Source organism: Acinetobacter sp. RF15B (assembly GCF_007558235.1).
Taxonomy (GTDB): domain Bacteria; phylum Pseudomonadota; class Gammaproteobacteria; order Pseudomonadales; family Moraxellaceae; genus Acinetobacter; species Acinetobacter lwoffii_C.
The window spans coordinates 1-16086 of the sequence record NZ_VLSR01000016.1 but is presented as its reverse complement, the minus strand read 5'-3'; the positions used below and the strand labels follow the sequence as shown (position 1 = coordinate 16086).

At 40.6% G+C, this 16086-nt stretch carries 14 protein-coding genes, 1 rRNA gene, 2 pseudogenes and 1 riboswitch; of the genes and pseudogenes, 9 read left to right on the top strand and 8 right to left on the bottom strand.

The features are described 5' to 3' along the window. Position 1: 1 nt before the first annotated feature. Positions 2 to 490 carry a 2-C-methyl-D-erythritol 2,4-cyclodiphosphate synthase gene (gene ispF, locus E2K74_RS11300; RefSeq protein WP_151207643.1) on the bottom strand — a complete coding sequence of 163 codons (489 nt, stop codon included), beginning with the start codon at positions 488 to 490 and terminating at the stop codon, positions 2 to 4. Between the two features lie 100 nt (positions 491 to 590). On the opposite strand from ispF, the gene E2K74_RS11295 reads away from it, so the two are divergent. Continuing rightward, positions 591 to 1247 carry a hypothetical protein gene (locus tag E2K74_RS11295; protein WP_151207641.1) on the top strand — a complete coding sequence of 219 codons (657 nt, stop codon included), beginning with the start codon at positions 591 to 593 and terminating at the stop codon, positions 1245 to 1247. Positions 1248 to 1365: 118 nt separating this feature from the next. Here the strand turns inward: E2K74_RS11295 and E2K74_RS11290 are convergent, their stop codons facing one another. The 6 genes and pseudogenes from E2K74_RS11290 to E2K74_RS11265 form a co-directional block, all read right to left on the bottom strand. Further along, entirely contained in the window at positions 1366 to 2610 is a 1245-nt protein-coding gene (locus tag E2K74_RS11290) for a D-amino acid dehydrogenase (protein ID WP_151207639.1), read from the bottom strand. A gap of 126 nt (positions 2611 to 2736) precedes the next feature. Beyond that, positions 2737 to 2824, bottom strand: a riboswitch (glycine riboswitch). 265 nt (positions 2825 to 3089) lie between these two features. After that, positions 3090 to 3998: an AEC family transporter gene (locus E2K74_RS11285; protein WP_151207637.1), complete on the bottom strand. Its 909-nt coding sequence runs from the start codon at positions 3996 to 3998 to the stop codon at positions 3090 to 3092. Between the two features lie 126 nt (positions 3999 to 4124). Further along, positions 4125 to 4643, bottom strand: a pseudogene (locus E2K74_RS11280) (GNAT family N-acetyltransferase). 68 nt (positions 4644 to 4711) lie between these two features. Further along, positions 4712 to 5806: a chorismate synthase gene (gene aroC, locus E2K74_RS11275; protein WP_151207635.1), complete on the bottom strand. Its 1095-nt coding sequence runs from the start codon at positions 5804 to 5806 to the stop codon at positions 4712 to 4714. Positions 5807 to 5819: 13 nt separating this feature from the next. Then, positions 5820 to 6830, bottom strand: coding sequence for a 50S ribosomal protein L3 N(5)-glutamine methyltransferase (prmB, locus tag E2K74_RS11270; RefSeq protein WP_151207633.1), 1011 nt, complete (start codon positions 6828 to 6830; stop codon positions 5820 to 5822). A gap of 198 nt (positions 6831 to 7028) precedes the next feature. Beyond that, positions 7029 to 7415 (bottom strand): lysozyme inhibitor LprI family protein, encoded by a 387-nt coding sequence (locus E2K74_RS11265; protein ID WP_151207631.1) that lies wholly within the window; start codon positions 7413 to 7415, stop codon positions 7029 to 7031. Between the two features lie 201 nt (positions 7416 to 7616). Between E2K74_RS11265 and E2K74_RS11260 the strand changes: the two genes are divergently transcribed. The 8 genes and pseudogenes from E2K74_RS11260 (at position 7617) to E2K74_RS11225 (ending at position 15830) form a co-directional block, all read left to right on the top strand. Next, positions 7617 to 7925, top strand: coding sequence for a hypothetical protein (locus tag E2K74_RS11260; RefSeq protein ID WP_151204378.1), 309 nt, complete (start codon positions 7617 to 7619; stop codon positions 7923 to 7925). Between the two features lie 156 nt (positions 7926 to 8081). Further along, positions 8082 to 9455 carry an ABC1 kinase family protein gene (locus E2K74_RS11255; RefSeq protein ID WP_151207629.1) on the top strand — a complete coding sequence of 458 codons (1374 nt, stop codon included), beginning with the start codon at positions 8082 to 8084 and terminating at the stop codon, positions 9453 to 9455. A 255-nt stretch (positions 9456 to 9710) separates the two neighbouring features. Next, entirely contained in the window at positions 9711 to 10997 is a 1287-nt protein-coding gene (locus E2K74_RS11250) for an acyl-CoA dehydrogenase family protein (protein ID WP_171480679.1), read from the top strand. A 22-nt stretch (positions 10998 to 11019) separates the two neighbouring features. Continuing rightward, on the top strand, positions 11020 to 12219 hold the full coding sequence (locus E2K74_RS11245) for an acyl-CoA dehydrogenase family protein (protein WP_151207625.1): 1200 nt from the start codon (positions 11020 to 11022) through the stop codon (positions 12217 to 12219). Positions 12220 to 12330: 111 nt separating this feature from the next. Beyond that, complete coding sequence (locus tag E2K74_RS11240; RefSeq protein ID WP_151207623.1) at positions 12331 to 12816, top strand: GNAT family N-acetyltransferase; 486 nt, start codon at positions 12331 to 12333, stop codon at positions 12814 to 12816. An 86-nt stretch (positions 12817 to 12902) separates the two neighbouring features. After that, a complete protein-coding gene (locus tag E2K74_RS11235) occupies positions 12903 to 13724 on the top strand; it encodes an IS5 family transposase (protein WP_151207621.1) in 822 nt (273 codons plus the stop codon). Between the two features lie 236 nt (positions 13725 to 13960). Beyond that, positions 13961 to 14542, top strand: a complete 582-nt coding sequence (locus E2K74_RS11230) for a lytic transglycosylase domain-containing protein (RefSeq protein ID WP_151207619.1) — start codon at positions 13961 to 13963, stop codon at positions 14540 to 14542. A gap of 449 nt (positions 14543 to 14991) precedes the next feature. After that, positions 14992 to 15830 (top strand): annotated as a pseudogene (locus E2K74_RS11225) (IS30 family transposase). A 141-nt stretch (positions 15831 to 15971) separates the two neighbouring features. Here the strand turns inward: E2K74_RS11225 and rrf are convergent. Next, positions 15972 to 16086 (bottom strand): 5S ribosomal RNA (rrf, locus tag E2K74_RS11220).

The following is a 16086-nucleotide window of genomic DNA, read 5'->3' as shown; positions in this document are numbered from 1 at the left end:
GTTATTTATGATGACTAACCAGGACAGTCGCCGTGGCCAGGATACCTTCCTGACGTCCGGTAAAGCCTAATTTTTCAGTAGTGGTGGCTTTAATACTGATTTGAGTCACATCTACATTCAACACACTGGCAATGCTCTGACGCATTTCCAGATTATGTTTGGCCAGTTTTGGACGTTCACAGGCAACCGTGATGTCTGCATTATTCAGTATATAACCACGGTCCAGAATCAACTGATAGACATGTTTTAATAACACCTTGCTGTCCGCTCCTTTGAACTGCGGATCGGTATCTGGAAAATGCTGACCAATATCCCCCAGTGCCAATGCCCCGAGTAAGGCATCACTCAATGCATGCAGAATCACATCACCATCAGAATGGGCCTTTAAGCCATGCGTATGCGGAATCTGGATACCCGCCAAGGTCACAAAATCCCCTTCCTCAAATGCGTGTATATCCAGACCCTGACCAATACGAATTTGTGCAACCACTGCTTTTATCCTTTAGAAATAACCAATTGAAATCTTGTATACTACGTTTCTATTTCGCTATAGTTAGACCAAGCGTAACACAGTGAAAGTATAAGCGATCATGCTACTGAAAACTGATCTAAATATGATGAAAATAATCGGCCTATGTTTCGGCACAGCAATGCTGGCGACGACCAGCAGCCATGCAGAATTACCGGATTGCGTGAAGCAAAGTAATAATAATGCCGCGATAAAAAAAATGTGTTCGTCAGATCTGGATGAGCCTCGGGAAAAACTGGCCGCTCAATATCTGACCGCTTTTTTAATTACCGATGCGCCGCTGTATTTACTTAAAGATACGCATCAGTTATGGGCAAAACGCATACAGCAATGTAAAACCCTAGACTGTTTCAAGCAGCAGTTTGAGCTGCGTCTGGATGACTTAAATATTTATATTTCTCTTAACCAGAGCCTTACCCAGCATTATCTGAAATTTGAAAATGGATACATGGCCAAACAGCCCGTACATCTCAAAATTCACCAACTGAGCAAAGACCGCATCAAGATTGAAGGAATCGCCTATCGTAGTCCAAATAACCGCCCTGAAACACAGACTGTTCCTTTTTTGGCCTATAGCACACCGGACACGAAAACCCAGATTTTTGACAATGAACATGATTGCAAATATGAGTTTCGCTATGACAAAGCCATCTTGAAAGTCAGTAGTCAACAAAAAGGCTGTGAACGCTTTAATGGAATATACCGTCTGTATGACTAAATAACTAAAACCGATTATTTCTATACAATATTTAATTATATTTCAGTAAATTAGACAATTAATTTTCTACCCACTAACACTTTCTTATTTTAAAGGCACTGAAGTGGGTTAAGCCTTTTTAGGCAGGATACTGCCGGACAATCTGTTGACTAATCATAGCCGCTGTTGCAGCTGACAGGGTCCAGCCCAAATGACCATGACCAGTATTATAAAATATCCTTTCCCGTTTACTCTGACGTACCACAGGCATCATATCCGGCATCATAGGACGCAGCCCTGCCCAAGGAAGAACATGCTCGGTACACAAATTTAAATTACGTTGTGTCCAGTCGATCAAAGGCTGAATGCGGTCTGCACGAATATCCCGGTTATAACCATTAAATTCAGCTGTTCCTGCAACACGCAGGCGGTCTTGGCCTAAACGCGATAAAACAATTTTAGCACTTTCATCCAGCAGACTGACCCAAGGTGCGTTGTGCTGACTTTGCTGATCATTTAACTGTACTGTAATTGAATAACCTTTGACCGGATAGATATTGACCCGCTCACCAAGCAGATTAGCCAGTTGATAACTACCTACCCCTGCACAGACCACAATCGCATCTGCCTTTATCTCTACAATCCCATTACGATTTGCATGTACATTTTCAGTACTTGGCCGGTATTTCAAGGTGACATGCTGTAGCTGATACGCTATTGCAAACACATCCTGACCAAATTCGAATCTCACTCCTTTTTGCATACAGACTTTGGCAAGACCTGTACTGAATTTATGAATATCCCCTGATGCGTCATGCTGACTGTAGAAACCGGCATAGTAATTCCCCGTTAATGCAGGCTCAATCTGCTTGATTTCTTCATTGCTAATCGCATTACGTTCCAGCCCTCCGCTACACAGCAGGTCATTCACTCGAATCGCCACATCATAATCGGCTTTATTATGGTAAAAATGTAGAATCCCGCGCTTTTCCAGATCAAAGTCGATTTGCTCCATTTCGGCAATCTCAAACAGACGCTTTCTTGCCAGTAGAGCCAATTTGACCGTTTCCCGGGTATTGGCTTCATAGTTTTTGATATTCCCCAAAAATTCCATCAGCCAGCTGTATTTATGCAAACTAAAAGCGGGATTGAGCAAAAGTGGTGCCGTTTTTTGTGACATCCATTTAATGCCTTTCAGCACAGTAGCTTTCTGGTTCCAGACCTCTGCATTACAAGCAGAAAGCTGGCCGCCATTGGCAAAGGATGTTTCCATTGCCGGATAAAGATGACGATCCAGCACAGTGACCTGATAGCCAAGTAAAGCCAGCTCGTAGGCTGTGGTTATACCAGTAATGCCTGCTCCAATTACGACCACATGACGCATAGGCACCTCCTTGCTTTATGATGTCTTCCTATCTGTCAGGTATACCTGAGAGCTTCGGTCACTGTATAGCACTCATAGCAGCCTTTCCCCTTCGATGAGTAATTAAACACTTGTCTCCAGAGTTTTTATATTATTGCAGTCCTTTTGCCTGAGAATTTCCTGGGAGCTTGCTCCTTCGGTGAATGCAGCAGCATTTCTCTCCTGCAATAATATTTTTATTATCTTGAGCAATATATGTATCATTTTATAGAAAAAGAGAGTTTTTATTTATGTTAATTCACGTGATGAAAAGCGTGATGTATCTGTGTCAGATATTCAATAAAAAACATTGAATGGATGAAAGAATTTGAGTTTTCCTATCAATCAGTTTTAGATTTTCTGGATTTATAAAAAGTCCCGAGAGTAAAAAGAATAGCTCCAGCTTGCTTAGGCTATTTACTAGGTTAAAAATACAGTGATATGGCTTTAAGATTCTGAAGTTAAATCAGCCAGGAAAGCACTAGCATTAAAGAGCCTGCCGCCACCACCGTCTGTACACTGATTATACTGGCCATCAGCTGACTGTCTCCGCCATAAACCCGAGTTAGTACATAAGAGGCTGAAGCAGTCGGTAAGGCAAAAAACAAAACCAATACCTGAGTAGTTAAGCTATCAATTTCAAATAATTGACAAATAAAAAATGCAGCCAGCGGCATGCCCAATAGGCGTCCAAATGTAGATAAACTAAGCGGTAGAATATCCCGTTGAAGTCCTTGGAATTGTAAGGCAGCCCCCACACACATCAGGCCTAAGGGTAAACTGCATAAGGCAAGCTGCTTTAAAAACAGTTCCAGACCTGGCCAGAGTGACCAGCCTGAAAAGTTAAATAGTCCCCCAGCAATACAGCCCAATATTAGTGGATTTTTTAACAGATCTATCAGGATTTTGCTGATCTGCATGTCATGGCTACGAGTAAATGCCAGTACGGACAGGACATTCACCAGCGGAATACACAATACCATCACGACGGCAAAAATAGTCATCCCCTGCTGCTGAAACAAAGCGTTGATTGCTGCGAGGCCAATATAGGTATTAAAACGTAGCAAGCTCTGAACATAGACCCCGAAACGTGCATAACCAATCTGGTAAATCTGTCGCAAAATATATAATGCAATATTGACCACAGTCACGAGGCTAAAAATCACCAGAGCCACATCCTGAATAACCTCTATCTTAATCTTTGCGGCAGCCAGATTTAAGAACAGCATTACAGGAAATAACACATAATAATTTAACTTTTCTGCACCCCGCCAAAAATCTTCACTCAACCATTGAGTACGCTTCAGCAGATAACCAAAACTGATCAGCCCGATGAGAGGAAATAAAGAAGTTAAAATAATATGCAGCATGTGACATCCTGGTCTGTTTTCTGCCTAATCTTAAGTCGCTTAGACTAAACAGAAAACTTAGCATATTCAGGAGCTTTCCCACTACTCAATTTAAGTGGAAAAAAGCTTGGATTTTTTATCAACTAATCATGTTGGTCTGATGATTTTTTCTAAGATTAGCAAATGTAACAGGATCAAAGGTTCTCCGACATTTTGATCCAGTGGATATGTCTCAATCTTTTCAGTCAGCTGATAGCCACGGCGCTGATAATATGCCAGCAGTTCAGTACGGACATTTAATACTGACATCTGAATCACTTTCTTCTTAAATATTTCGAAAATATGGGATTCAGCAAAGTCCAATAATTGCTTGCCATAACCCGAGTTTTGCTCAGCAGGCGCCACAGCAAAACTGCCAATCTCTGCTGCCTGCTGTCTTAGGCTAACGCCAATACAACCAAGAAGCTTATTTTCAATTTCCAACACAAACAGCTGAAAATGTGCTGAATTGAGCAATTCATATAACTGTTGTTATTGAATACGATCACCCTTGATCATTCCTGCTTCAGTCGTCCATCCACCCCGAGTACGATAAGCTGTATTCATCAGTATGGTAAGTTGCTGAATATCAGCCTTGCTTGCCAATCGTATATTCTTCTTTTGCATTATTTTCAATATAAAAAAGTCAGACCGGAGTCTGACTTTAATTATATTTACTGAAGATGAAAAGCAGATTATTTTGGTTCAATTGGCTCAAACGGCGCAACGACATCGGCATTTTGTGCACGATGACGCATGAAGTGATCCATCAAAACAATTGCCAGCATCGCTTCAGCAATCGGTGTTGCACGCACACCCACGCAAGGATCATGACGGCCTTTGGTCAGTACATCTGTATCTTCACGGTTAATGGTAATGGTTTTACCTGGCGTGGTAATTGACGCAGTGGGTTTCAGCGCAATCGAAACACGAATGTCCTGACCACTGGAAATACCGCCTAAAATTCCCCCAGCATGATTGGCAAGGAAACCGTCAGTTGTCAGTTCATCACGGGTTTCATGCCCAAACTGCTCAGCCACACCAAAACCGTCACCAATTTCCACACCTTTGACGGCATTAATCGACATCATTGCATGAGCAATATCCGCATCAAGACGGTCAAAAACCGGCTCCCCCCAACCAACCGGAACTCCAGAAGCTATAATTTCAAGACGCGCACCGCAACTGGTGCCTTGTTCACGCAAAGATGTGACTAAGGCTTCAAAACGCGGAACGGCATCCACATCACCGCAAAAAAACGGATTGTTTGGCACTTCATTCCAGTCCAGTTTTTCAGCTTTTTCAGTGCCAATCTGCGTCACATGACCACGAACTTCAATTCCGAATTTTTCAAACAGAAATTTTTTGGCAATTGCACCCGCCGCCACACGCATTGCAGTTTCACGCGCACTAGAGCGGCCACCACCACGATAATCACGAAAACCATACTTCTGGGTATAGGTATAGTCTGCATGTCCAGGTCGGAAAGTTTGCGCAATATTGCCATAATCTTTAGATTTCTGGTCAGTATTACGAATCAGCAGTCCAATAGAAGTTCCAGTCGTTTTACCCTCAAATACCCCAGAAATAATCTCAACTTCATCAGGTTCTTTGCGCTGAGTTGCAAATTTCGAAGTCCCCGGCTTACGGCGGTCCAGATCCTTTTGTAAATCAGCTTCAGACAGTTCAATTCCTGGTGGAACCCCATCAATAATGGCCATCAGGCCAACACCATGAGATTCACCACAAGTCGTTACACGGAAGAGTTGCCCTATACTATTACCTGCCATGTTCAACGACTCCTTATGAATGAACAGATTGAATGAATAAATCGCGATATTGGCGGCATTGTGCTGCTGTCAGTGCAAAAATACCTGAACCGCCGCGCTGAAATTGTAGCCAGTAAAAATCAACTGTATTAAAGTTTTGACGCATGGCCCATTCCGAATTTCCGACTTCAATCACGATCAAACCATCTTCAGTAAGATAATCGGCGGCTTGAGCCAGCATTTTACGCACCAGATCCAGACCGTCTTGACCCGCTGCCAATGCCAGTTCTGGCTCATGATGGAATTCATCCGGAAGATCAGCCATATCTTCTGCATCGACATACGGTGGATTAGACACGATCAGATCATATTGATTTTCAGCAGGAATTTTCGCAAACAGATCAGATTCCAGCAGTGCCACCTGATACTGCTTGTTATGATGTTCACAGTTGATCTGTGCAACCTCCAGAGCATCCTTGGAAATATCGGTAGCATCTACTTCTGAATCTGGGAAAGCATAAGCCAATGCAATCGCAATACAGCCTGAACCTGTACACATGTCCAGAATACGTTGCGGTGTTTTTGGATTCGGGTTTTCTGGCAAGTTATTTACTGCTGCTCCCTTTTCACCATTTTCAGTCAGGCAATAGGGCGCAAAACGGTTTTCAATCAGCTCGACAATTGGAGAACGTGGAATCAGGACGCGTTCATCGACATAAAACGGTTTGCCGAAGAAATAAGCCAGATTCAATAAATAAGAAGTTGGCACTCTTTCATTGATGCGACGTTCCAGGAGATTGAGAAATTCAGCCACTTCGCTCGGCAACAGTTTGGAATCCAGAATTTCTGGATCAGCATTCCAGTCCAGCGACAAGGTTTGTAATACCAGTGCCGAACTTTCAGCAAAATAATCTTCTGTACCTTGGCCTAAATGCGCATCGTATTGACGTAATGCTGTAACACCAAAGCGAACAAAGTCACGAATGGTCGTTAAATTTTCAGCGGCTTCCTGCAAATGTTCAGGGCTAATAGTCGGTCGATCCACTTAAGGCGTCTCCAAGGTCATTTTTTAAAACGCTTTATGATACCTTGTTTTAACGGCTTTTATAATGCCAAAACCATGAAAAACGTGAATTCTCCATGGCTGGTTAATCTGCCAGATTTCTGCCTTTACATCCATTCAACCTTTAGTTTCTGATACAGGCTACAACTCTTCGACCGGTTTATTGGCCTGAAAATCCTGTTAAAGCCCTCTAATATAAGAACGGGATTGATACAGATTGGCCTGATCCACGACCAGCGCTAGCCTGCATTGGCCTTGTTGAATCTGTACATATTGCCCGGTCATTCCCAGATTACATTGCTGGGACATTTTTCGCTCCCATAGCGTATGCTGAGCACGGATATTATTTTGATAAGGCGAATTCAATTTCAAATAAGTTTTATAATTCTTCTTTAAGCGTTTTTTTTGCGCTTTCAATTCTTTTTTGACACATTTTTTTGCTTTCGCGGTATTACCATAACTGAAGTTCATACACTGAGTATATGCCTTAGAATAACCTTCTGCTGCCTGAACCTGTAGCCCCAATGCCCCCAAACAACCTGCAACCAATAAACATGCAAAACGCATCATATCCCCTTTAGCCAAACTGGTCTATTTCAAATTAATCTTGAACAACAAATCTTGTATAAATTATTGCCCGATACTAACCCAGTCCTTATTAAAATCCTATCGTTTTTTCGCTTAAAAAGATGTCACATTTAGAGGTTTGAAAATCTGTAATCTGCCTCCATATCATCTGGCAATAAAGTCCAAACGAGCCCAGACCTTATGAGCTATAAGCACAATAATCTTATGGCAATGCGCCAAAATTACTGGAATGATCAATTATCCATTCAGGTGCAGCAAGAAAAGATATTTTTACAAACGACTTTAATACAGCAAGGTGTATTTGATAGCGCAACTTTGGAAGATGCCAAATACCTGTTCTTTAGCTTGCCCAGTATTGTTATTGTAAAAGGTTATGCACTGGGCTTTATGCATGAAGTAGTGCAGGGTCTGATTCATCAACACATTCAAACAAATAAACAACACTTACAGCAACGATCTGAATTAAAAATCCAATTTCAAATGTCATAATAGCTGTCCTACACTGGTCTAAGTTGGTAAGTGACCAAATCTTGCTAAGGTTTTACTGTGAATTCAACGGCTCAAACTGTTTTAATATCTGTAGACACGGTAATATTCACTACAATGATTTATTTTGCTTTATGCTGATGAAAGGATTGAGTTTACATGTCAGATCAGAACGATAAGCTTAAACAACTGAAAACTTCCTCAATGGATCGACGCTTATCGATCGCAAAGGCATCCTTACTGGCAGGTACGCGCTGGGCGGCATCGAGCGCGAGTTCCATGTTCTCTAGCGAGGAAGAAAAAGAAAGAAAACGCAAAAAAGCCATGAAAGAACAGGCTGATTATCTGGTTGCAGAAATTGGTAAACTAAAAGGCTCAATCGTCAAAATTGGCCAGATGATGGCGCTTTATGGCGAACATTTTCTGCCCGAAGAAATTACTCAGGCTCTCAATACCCTGAATAACCAGACCGTTGCTCTGGCATGGCCGGCAATTAAAGCTCAATTACAACAGCAGCTGGGTTCAAAGCTAGATGATCTGACAGTGGATCATGAACCTTTGGGTACCGCCTCTCTGGCCCAAGTTCACCGTGCTATTCGTAAATCAGATGGCATGGAATTGGTCCTTAAAATTCAGTATCCAGGTGTGGCTGAAGCGATCGATTCCGACATGAGCCTGTTCAGGAACATGCTGAAGCTCACTCGCGTGGTGCCGCAGACACGTGAATTCGACCAGTGGTTCGATGAAGTCCGCGAAATGATGCATCGTGAGGTCAATTATAAAATTGAAGCTGACACTACGCGCCGTTTTGCTGCTCGTTTAAAAGAAGATCCGCGTTATATCGTGCCTACCATTATCGATCAATACTGTACTGACCGTGTGCTGTGCATGACCTTTGAACGTGGTGTGCCAATTAATAGTCCCGTTATGCTGTCCCTGCCTCAGGAACGCCGCAACCAGCTTGGTGAAGCATCTCTAGAAATTGCTGTGCGTGAAATTTTCGAATGGGGCGAGATGCAGACCGATCCAAACTTCGGTAATTACCTGGTTCGCTTAGGTAATGGTGAAAATATTAGCGACAAAATTGTCCTGCTGGATTTTGGGGCAATTCGTCAGTTTGACCAGCACCTGCTAAACGTTGCGCGCAACCTGATTCAGGCAGGTTATCATCATGATGCGGATATGATGGTGAAAGCAATGACCGGTTATGAGTTCTTTGACTCGATCCCGCATAGCATTAAACCGGATATGGCCAAAGTCTTTTTATTAGCCACTGAAGCATTTAGTTCACCCCTTAATAATAAAGACCTGCCTGCCGGAGTTATGGATGAATATGACCGCTATAACTGGAAAAAAAGCCAGCTACATAGCCGTGTGATGCAGCAAGCTTCAAAATCAATGGCTTCACGTTATTTCAGTGTCCCGCCCAAAGAATTTATGTTTATTAGCCGTAAATTCATTGGTGCCTATACTTTTATGACCGTGATTGATGCCAGAACTAATGTACGCAGCATGATTAAACGTTACCTCTGATGTATTAAAACCAGCTTTGAGCTTTAAGCCTAGACCCGGATAATTCTGTCATCCGGGTCAATTATTATAAAATTCAAAATTTCAAATATTTTATTTTTCTCTTAGTTTTCATCTATTTAATTCTTTAGTTAATCATTTTGATTTGATTGTAAATTGACAATATTTCATGTCATTGATGACATGGTTTTTTCTCCGACTACGTGTCAGCATTAAGAAAATAACATAATATTCCACAGGATAATCAGAATGAATAATATAGTAAATAAAGCTCAAGGATTTGGCTTGTCTCTTCTGACCAGAGTGGCTGGCAGCGATTTACTTGACCAATTCAGGTTACGAAAACTTTTAGAAAAATCTCTGTATCAAAGCTCAAAGGCTGGCTTTAAGACGCTCAGCCAGACACAAAAAATCCTAAAATCTGGTCAAACACTCCAAAAGCAACGTCTCCCACATCAGTCCAAATCACTATTTGACTTAAACTTGACGCAAGAACAGCAAATGACCTGTGATGCCATGCAGCAATTTGCCAGAGAAGTGCTCTATCCTCTGGCACATGAGGCAGATCACCATGAAAACTTCCCCAAGGAACTCTGGCAATATTCAACTGATTTAGGCCTCAACTTTTATGCCCTTCCTGAAGCTTTAGGTGGGGTGGCATCAGAGCAGAATATTGTCAGTAATGTTCTGATTGCCCAAAGTCTAGCCCAAGGTGATTTCAGCTTGACAGCCGGGTTGCTATCTACCTTTAGTGTCATCAATGCCCTTACTCACTGGGGTTCGGAACAGATTCAGACAGATTATCTTCCTGCCTTTACTGAAGACCCTCAGCTAAAAGCCACTTTTGCAGTACAGGAAGCAACTGCCGCATTTAATCCATATCAGCTAAAGACAACAGCCACCCCCAATCAGAATCATTATCTGATCAATGGGGAAAAGACGCTGGTCATCCTGGGAGAAAGTGCTGACCTCTATCTGGTCAGTGCCAGTTTGAATGGAACGGCCGACGTCTTTGTTGTACAGCGTGACCAGACCATTACTGCACAAAAATCTCCAGCCATGGGCCTAAAAGCCACTCAAACCATGAGCTTGAAGTTTGACAACACACCGGCTCAGCGCTTAGGAGATGAAGATTTTGATTACACCGCTTTTGTGGACCTAGGCAATTTAATGTGGTGCGCGATGGCCGTCGGTACTTGTGAGGCTGTGAAAAAATACTGCATACAGTATGCCAATGAACGGACGGCTTTTGGTGAACCAATTTCACATCGTCAAAGTGTGGCTTTTATGATTGCTGATATGGCAATTGAAATAGATGCCATGCAGATGCTAATCCTAAATGCTGCGAGTCTGGCTGAATCTGGTCAGAATTTTCATCGTGAAGCCTATCTGGCACGCCTGCTGTGTGCAGAAAAATCTATGAAAATTGGTACGGATGGCGTACAGATTCTCGGAGGACACGGCTTTACCAAGGAACATCCGGTCGAACGCTGGTATCGGGATTTAAGAGCAACTGCCATCCTGCATTCTGGTTTGCACGCGTAAGCAAAAATAAGGAAAAAAAGAGATGAACTTACAAAATCCTAAAAAATTTAAAATGCTGATTGATCAAGCTCATGAAGTTGCAGTAAATGTACTCCGCCCTATTTCACGTAAATATGACAAAATTGAACATACTTATCCCAAAGAGCTGGACATGCTGGCTTCTGTCGTCGATGGCATGAATCAAGGTAGTGAAGGCATGAATGCCGGTGCTGCGGTGAACAAGCGCGGTGATAGCGACGAAAGTAATAAAAATGGCGTCAATATGTCTACAGCGCTCAGTATTGTCGAGATGTGTTATGGCGATACTGGCCTATTGTTATCCATGCCACGTCAAGGTTTAGGAAACTCTGCAATTGCTGCCGTTGCCAATGATGAACAGTTACAGCGCTTTCAGGGAATTTGGGCGGCTATGGCAATTACAGAACCGGGTTGTGGCTCAGACTCGGCAGCCATTCGTACTACGGCTACAAAAGATGGCGATGACTATATTCTGAATGGCGAGAAAATTTTTGTGACTTCTGGAGAACGTGCCGATGCGGTTGTAGTCTGGGCAACTCTGGATAAAAAACTGGGCCGTGCTGCCATCAAATCTTTTGTGGTCGCTAAAAATACGCCTGGCATGAAGATTGAGCGTCTGGAACATAAACTGGGTATTAAAGCTTCAGATACCGCAGCAATTAGTTTTATTGACTGCCGTGTTCCAGCTGCCAACTTGTTAGGGCATGAGGAGATCGATGTCGCCAAAGGTTTTGCGGGAGTAATGGAAACCTTTGACAATACCCGTCCATTGGTCGCTGCCATGGCAATTGGCTGCGCAAAAGCATCTCTGGAGCGTATTAAAGAAATTTTCAAAGATGAACTAGATGCCCACTACAGCACGCCATATTTACAAAGTTCCAATATCGCTGCACAGATTTACCGTATGGAAGCGGAATGGGAAGCAGCACGTTTATTGATGTTAAAAGCTGCCTGGATGGCAGATAATCGCAAACCTAATTCACGTGAAGCTTCAATTTCTAAGGCCAAAGCTGGCCGGATCGGTAATGAAATCACCTTAAAATGCGTCGAGCTGGCAGCTACATTAGGCTACAATGAAACCGAACTTCTGGAAAAATGGGCACGTGATTCCAAAATCTTGGATATTTTTGAAGGTACTCAACAGATTCAACAACTGATTATTGCCCGACGTGAACTGAATAAATCCTCTAGTGAATTAAAATAGTTTTTACTTTGCTGATAAATCAAACAATTAAATTGATTAAATGGTGGATTTTTTAAGCATTTAAGGCTATAAAAATTCATCATTTTTTATTTCACCATTCAATAAATTTATATGTATTCTATTCGCCTAATCCAACCTGAAGATAATGCTCAAATTGCTGCCATTATTCGTCGTGTTTCCCAAGAATTTGGACTGGCAGCTGAATCCGGTTTTGCTGTAGGGGATTCTATTTTAGATAAACTTTATCAGGTTTATCAGCAATCCAATTCAGCTTATTGGGTAATTATAGATAAACAAAATATAATCTATGGTGGTGGTGGAATTGCTCCACTGCAAGGTGATGCAAATATTTTAGAAATTCAAAAAATGTACTTTCTACCTGGAATCCGTCGGCAAGGATTAGCTAAAAAAGTTTTAGAGTTAGCATTTGAATTTGCACAGGCGCATCACATTAATTCAGTCTATTTAGAAACCACTAAAGCGCTGTGGCAGGCAGTCAGACTGTATGAAAAACTGGGATTTGAGCATTTAGACTCCCCTAAAGGAAATACTGGACATAGTGAAGCCTGTGAAATCTGGATGTTAAAAAAGCTTTAAATTAAGTAATTTGCATTATTTATTGCGGTAGTACTTGTATAGACTAGATCTCTTGCGAAAGTAAAAACTGCCTCAATATAAATTTCATGAGATATCAAAAATTAAATCGTTTTTCAGATTCTGACTTCAAACGCTTGGTTGGCGTACCTCGACAAGTTTTTACTGAAATGGTTGAGGTCTTAGAAAAAGCAGAATCACTCAAAAAGAAATCAGGTCGTCCTCATACTTTAGATATAGAGGATCAGTTGTTATTGACTCTCAATTACTTACGAAACTACAGTACTCAACTGGAATTGGCGGCAAATTACCATATCGCTGAAAGTAATGTGAATCGAACCATTAAAAAGGTTGAAAATGCATTGATGAAATCAAGACGTTTTATCCTGCCAAAACGAAGCATTACCACAGCAGACGAACACTTTAACTGGGTCATTATTGATACTACAGAATGTTCAATTGAACGCCCGAAAAAAAATCAGAGTAAGTTCTACAGTGGTAAAAAGAAGAAACATACGCTAAAAGCCCAAGTGATCTATCATCCGAAGAATAAACAAATCATAGGGCTAGATATATCGAATGGCAGTCAGCATGACATTAAACTGACAAGAACAACGGTTAAGAAATTTAACCATTGTGAATATGTTATTACCGATTTAGGATACTACGGATTAGAGCAAGACGGCTTTAAATTATTGATGCCAATAAAGAAACAGAAGAATTTCCCCTTATTTGATGTTGAGAAAAAGTACAATAACATGATTGGAAAAATACGAGTTGTGATCGAACACATCAATAGTCAATTGAAAACATTTAGAATATTGAGTGAGCGCTATCGAAATAGACGGAAAAGATTCGGCTTACGCATTAATTTAATCGCTGCATTAGTAAACCGAATAAACTCGCAATAAGGACTTTCGCAAGAGGTCTACTGATTGATTGCAATATCAATTTAAAAAAATATAAATCAATAAGATATTATTTAAATTGTAGCCTAGTGAAAGCAAAATATAAGTTTTATCAATTCAGTCGTTTAAAGTTTTATAGCCCCATTTAAAAATAGAGAGTTTTTACTGTTTCTCGGGTTGACTCAAATGGATTGCTTACATACCATCTAAACGTGTAATTTAGGCATGGAACTTAAGTTTTGCTTTTTTCTCGTTATTTCACTGATTTTAATCTTAAATCTTCATTATCTCGTTCGACTTCATTTAAACTTTCTTCTATTGTACTCACTACTTTAGTTTTTACTGGGTGCTCATCCCTAGGTGGCGGATCTATAGAAAAACGTGCTGCCAAATTATCAAAAGGTATTCAGACTGCTTATTCAACACCTGCCAGTACTGCTGAGCGAGTATCTCCCATGATCGTGTTACATTCAGAACGTCAGGGGCTAGATCCACTTTTAGTTGCTGCTGTAATTCGCCAGGAATCGACATACCGGAGTCAGGCAGTCTCGCCTGCAGGTGCAGTAGGACTCATGCAAGTGATGCCACGCTACTGGCAGCAAACTTGTCCAGGCAACTTATATAATGAAAATAATAATATTCAATGTGGATCCTATATCTTAACTAAATACCATCAATCCGCAGGAGACTGGGAAAAAGCACTCGCTTATTACAATGTTGGACCTTCAAATTACGAAAATAATCGTAAGATGAAAAAACAAGGTAAACGCTATGCCAAGCAAGTTAAACAACATAAACAAGCTTTAAAAAGTGCACTTTAATCTCTAAAGAAAACGAATTGACCCAAAACCGCTTAGGCTATTTTGCTTAAAATATATTGATTAATATTAATAAGTAATGGTTAGTTTAACCCTACTTAATAAAATCAAAGCATATTTAATGAAAGATAAATTCCTAAGCAGTTTAATACGAGCCAGAACAACAAATAGCTCTCTTGATAATAACTTCTTTTCTTTAAAAAATAACTAACTCTTGTAAAAATTTAAATTATAAATTTCATTAATTTGGATGAAGATCAATTCCAACTATTTATCCATATTTCAACTATAAACTCAATTTTGGTTTTTATTGATGAGTTAATTATAGTTTTTAAATTGTTTAATCTACGCAGATTCAAGTCACAAGTGTGACACATTTGTAGTTTGTTGAAAAAGTTAGGAGCATTCATAGAATCATTAGACTTTTTTAAGTCACAATTGAAAAGCACACAATGAAGAAATGCACTCAACTTTATCAAGATGATAAGATGCGAAATTTATGCAACTTTAAAAAGTAATAGTTTAATCGCTACGCTTGCTCGACTTAGGACGTTCACGATCAACCATCTATCCTGAATTAAAAAGAAATACTGGGCAATGTGGATATAGAGCTCAACAAGCAGCAAAATTTGCAAATCAAAGACAGTATCATCCTTCATCACAAATAATTGTGTGTGCTTTCGCTTATATTGATTATTTGATTGGCTTAAACTGGTCACCTGAAAAAATTCCAGGTGCTTTAACATAATGGGATTGATTAGATGTATCTTCACATGAGTTGATTTACCAGTATATTTATCAAAGTAAATCAAAAGGCGCTAAAACTTCATCTTCATTTAAGATATCAAAAAAATATCGTAAACATGGCTATAGAAATACCGATATTAGAGGATAAGTTTTTGATAAAACTAGTATTCAGTGCCGAGACGAGGTTGTTGATCAACGACAACGTTTAGGAGACCTCGGAGGTGATACTGTAATAGGTAAGAATTATCAGGGAGTATTCTTAACTTTGGTTGAACTCAAGAGCCTGTATGTTCATGTCGTTCATTTAGGTCAAACGAGAACTTCATCTAAAACGATTAGCTGTGCATTAGAACATTCACAGATGAGTCATACTTATAGCGTGACTTTTGATCCATACAAGTCTATCCAGCCAGCGAGAAATGAAAATACGAATGGTCTGATCAGACAATATCTGCCAAAATCATCATCGTTTAATGGCGTGTCAAACCAACAAAGAGAGCAGATAGAATTTGCACTATATTCCCCTAGCAGATGTATCGGATAATTAGTCTGGATAGATATAAGACTGTATCTATAGTTGAGTGCTGCGCATGACTCATATAGATAACGATGTAATTCGTTTATTTTTTTCTTTTTATAAAAAAAGAAATCCCCCTGCTGATTAGCAGGGGGATTTTGAATAATGAGCTGGCGATGACTTACTCTCACATGGGTAACCCCACACTACCATCAGCGCAAAGAGGTTTCACTTCTGAGTTCGGGAAGGGATCAGGTGGTTCACTCTTGCTATGGTCGCCAGC

Excerpts from the sequence above, each read along its gene's own strand:
- E2K74_RS11245 (WP_151207625.1), top strand. The coding sequence starts at position 11,020 with ATGAACTTACAAAATCCTAAAAAATTTAAAATGCTGATTGATCAAGCT.
- E2K74_RS11240 (WP_151207623.1), top strand. The coding sequence starts at position 12,331 with ATGTATTCTATTCGCCTAATCCAACCTGAAGATAATGCTCAAATTGCT.
- E2K74_RS11255 (WP_151207629.1), top strand. The coding sequence starts at position 8,082 with ATGTCAGATCAGAACGATAAGCTTAAACAACTGAAAACTTCCTCAATG.
- E2K74_RS11285 (WP_151207637.1), bottom strand. The coding sequence starts at position 3,998 with ATGCTGCATATTATTTTAACTTCTTTATTTCCTCTCATCGGGCTGATC.
- E2K74_RS11235 (WP_151207621.1), top strand. The coding sequence starts at position 12,903 with ATGAGATATCAAAAATTAAATCGTTTTTCAGATTCTGACTTCAAACGC.
- E2K74_RS11265 (WP_151207631.1), bottom strand. The coding sequence starts at position 7,415 with ATGCGTTTTGCATGTTTATTGGTTGCAGGTTGTTTGGGGGCATTGGGG.
- E2K74_RS11295 (WP_151207641.1), top strand. The coding sequence starts at position 591 with ATGCTACTGAAAACTGATCTAAATATGATGAAAATAATCGGCCTATGT.
- aroC (WP_151207635.1), bottom strand. The coding sequence starts at position 5,806 with ATGGCAGGTAATAGTATAGGGCAACTCTTCCGTGTAACGACTTGTGGT.
- E2K74_RS11290 (WP_151207639.1), bottom strand. The coding sequence starts at position 2,610 with ATGCGTCATGTGGTCGTAATTGGAGCAGGCATTACTGGTATAACCACA.
- E2K74_RS11260 (WP_151204378.1), top strand. The coding sequence starts at position 7,617 with ATGAGCTATAAGCACAATAATCTTATGGCAATGCGCCAAAATTACTGG.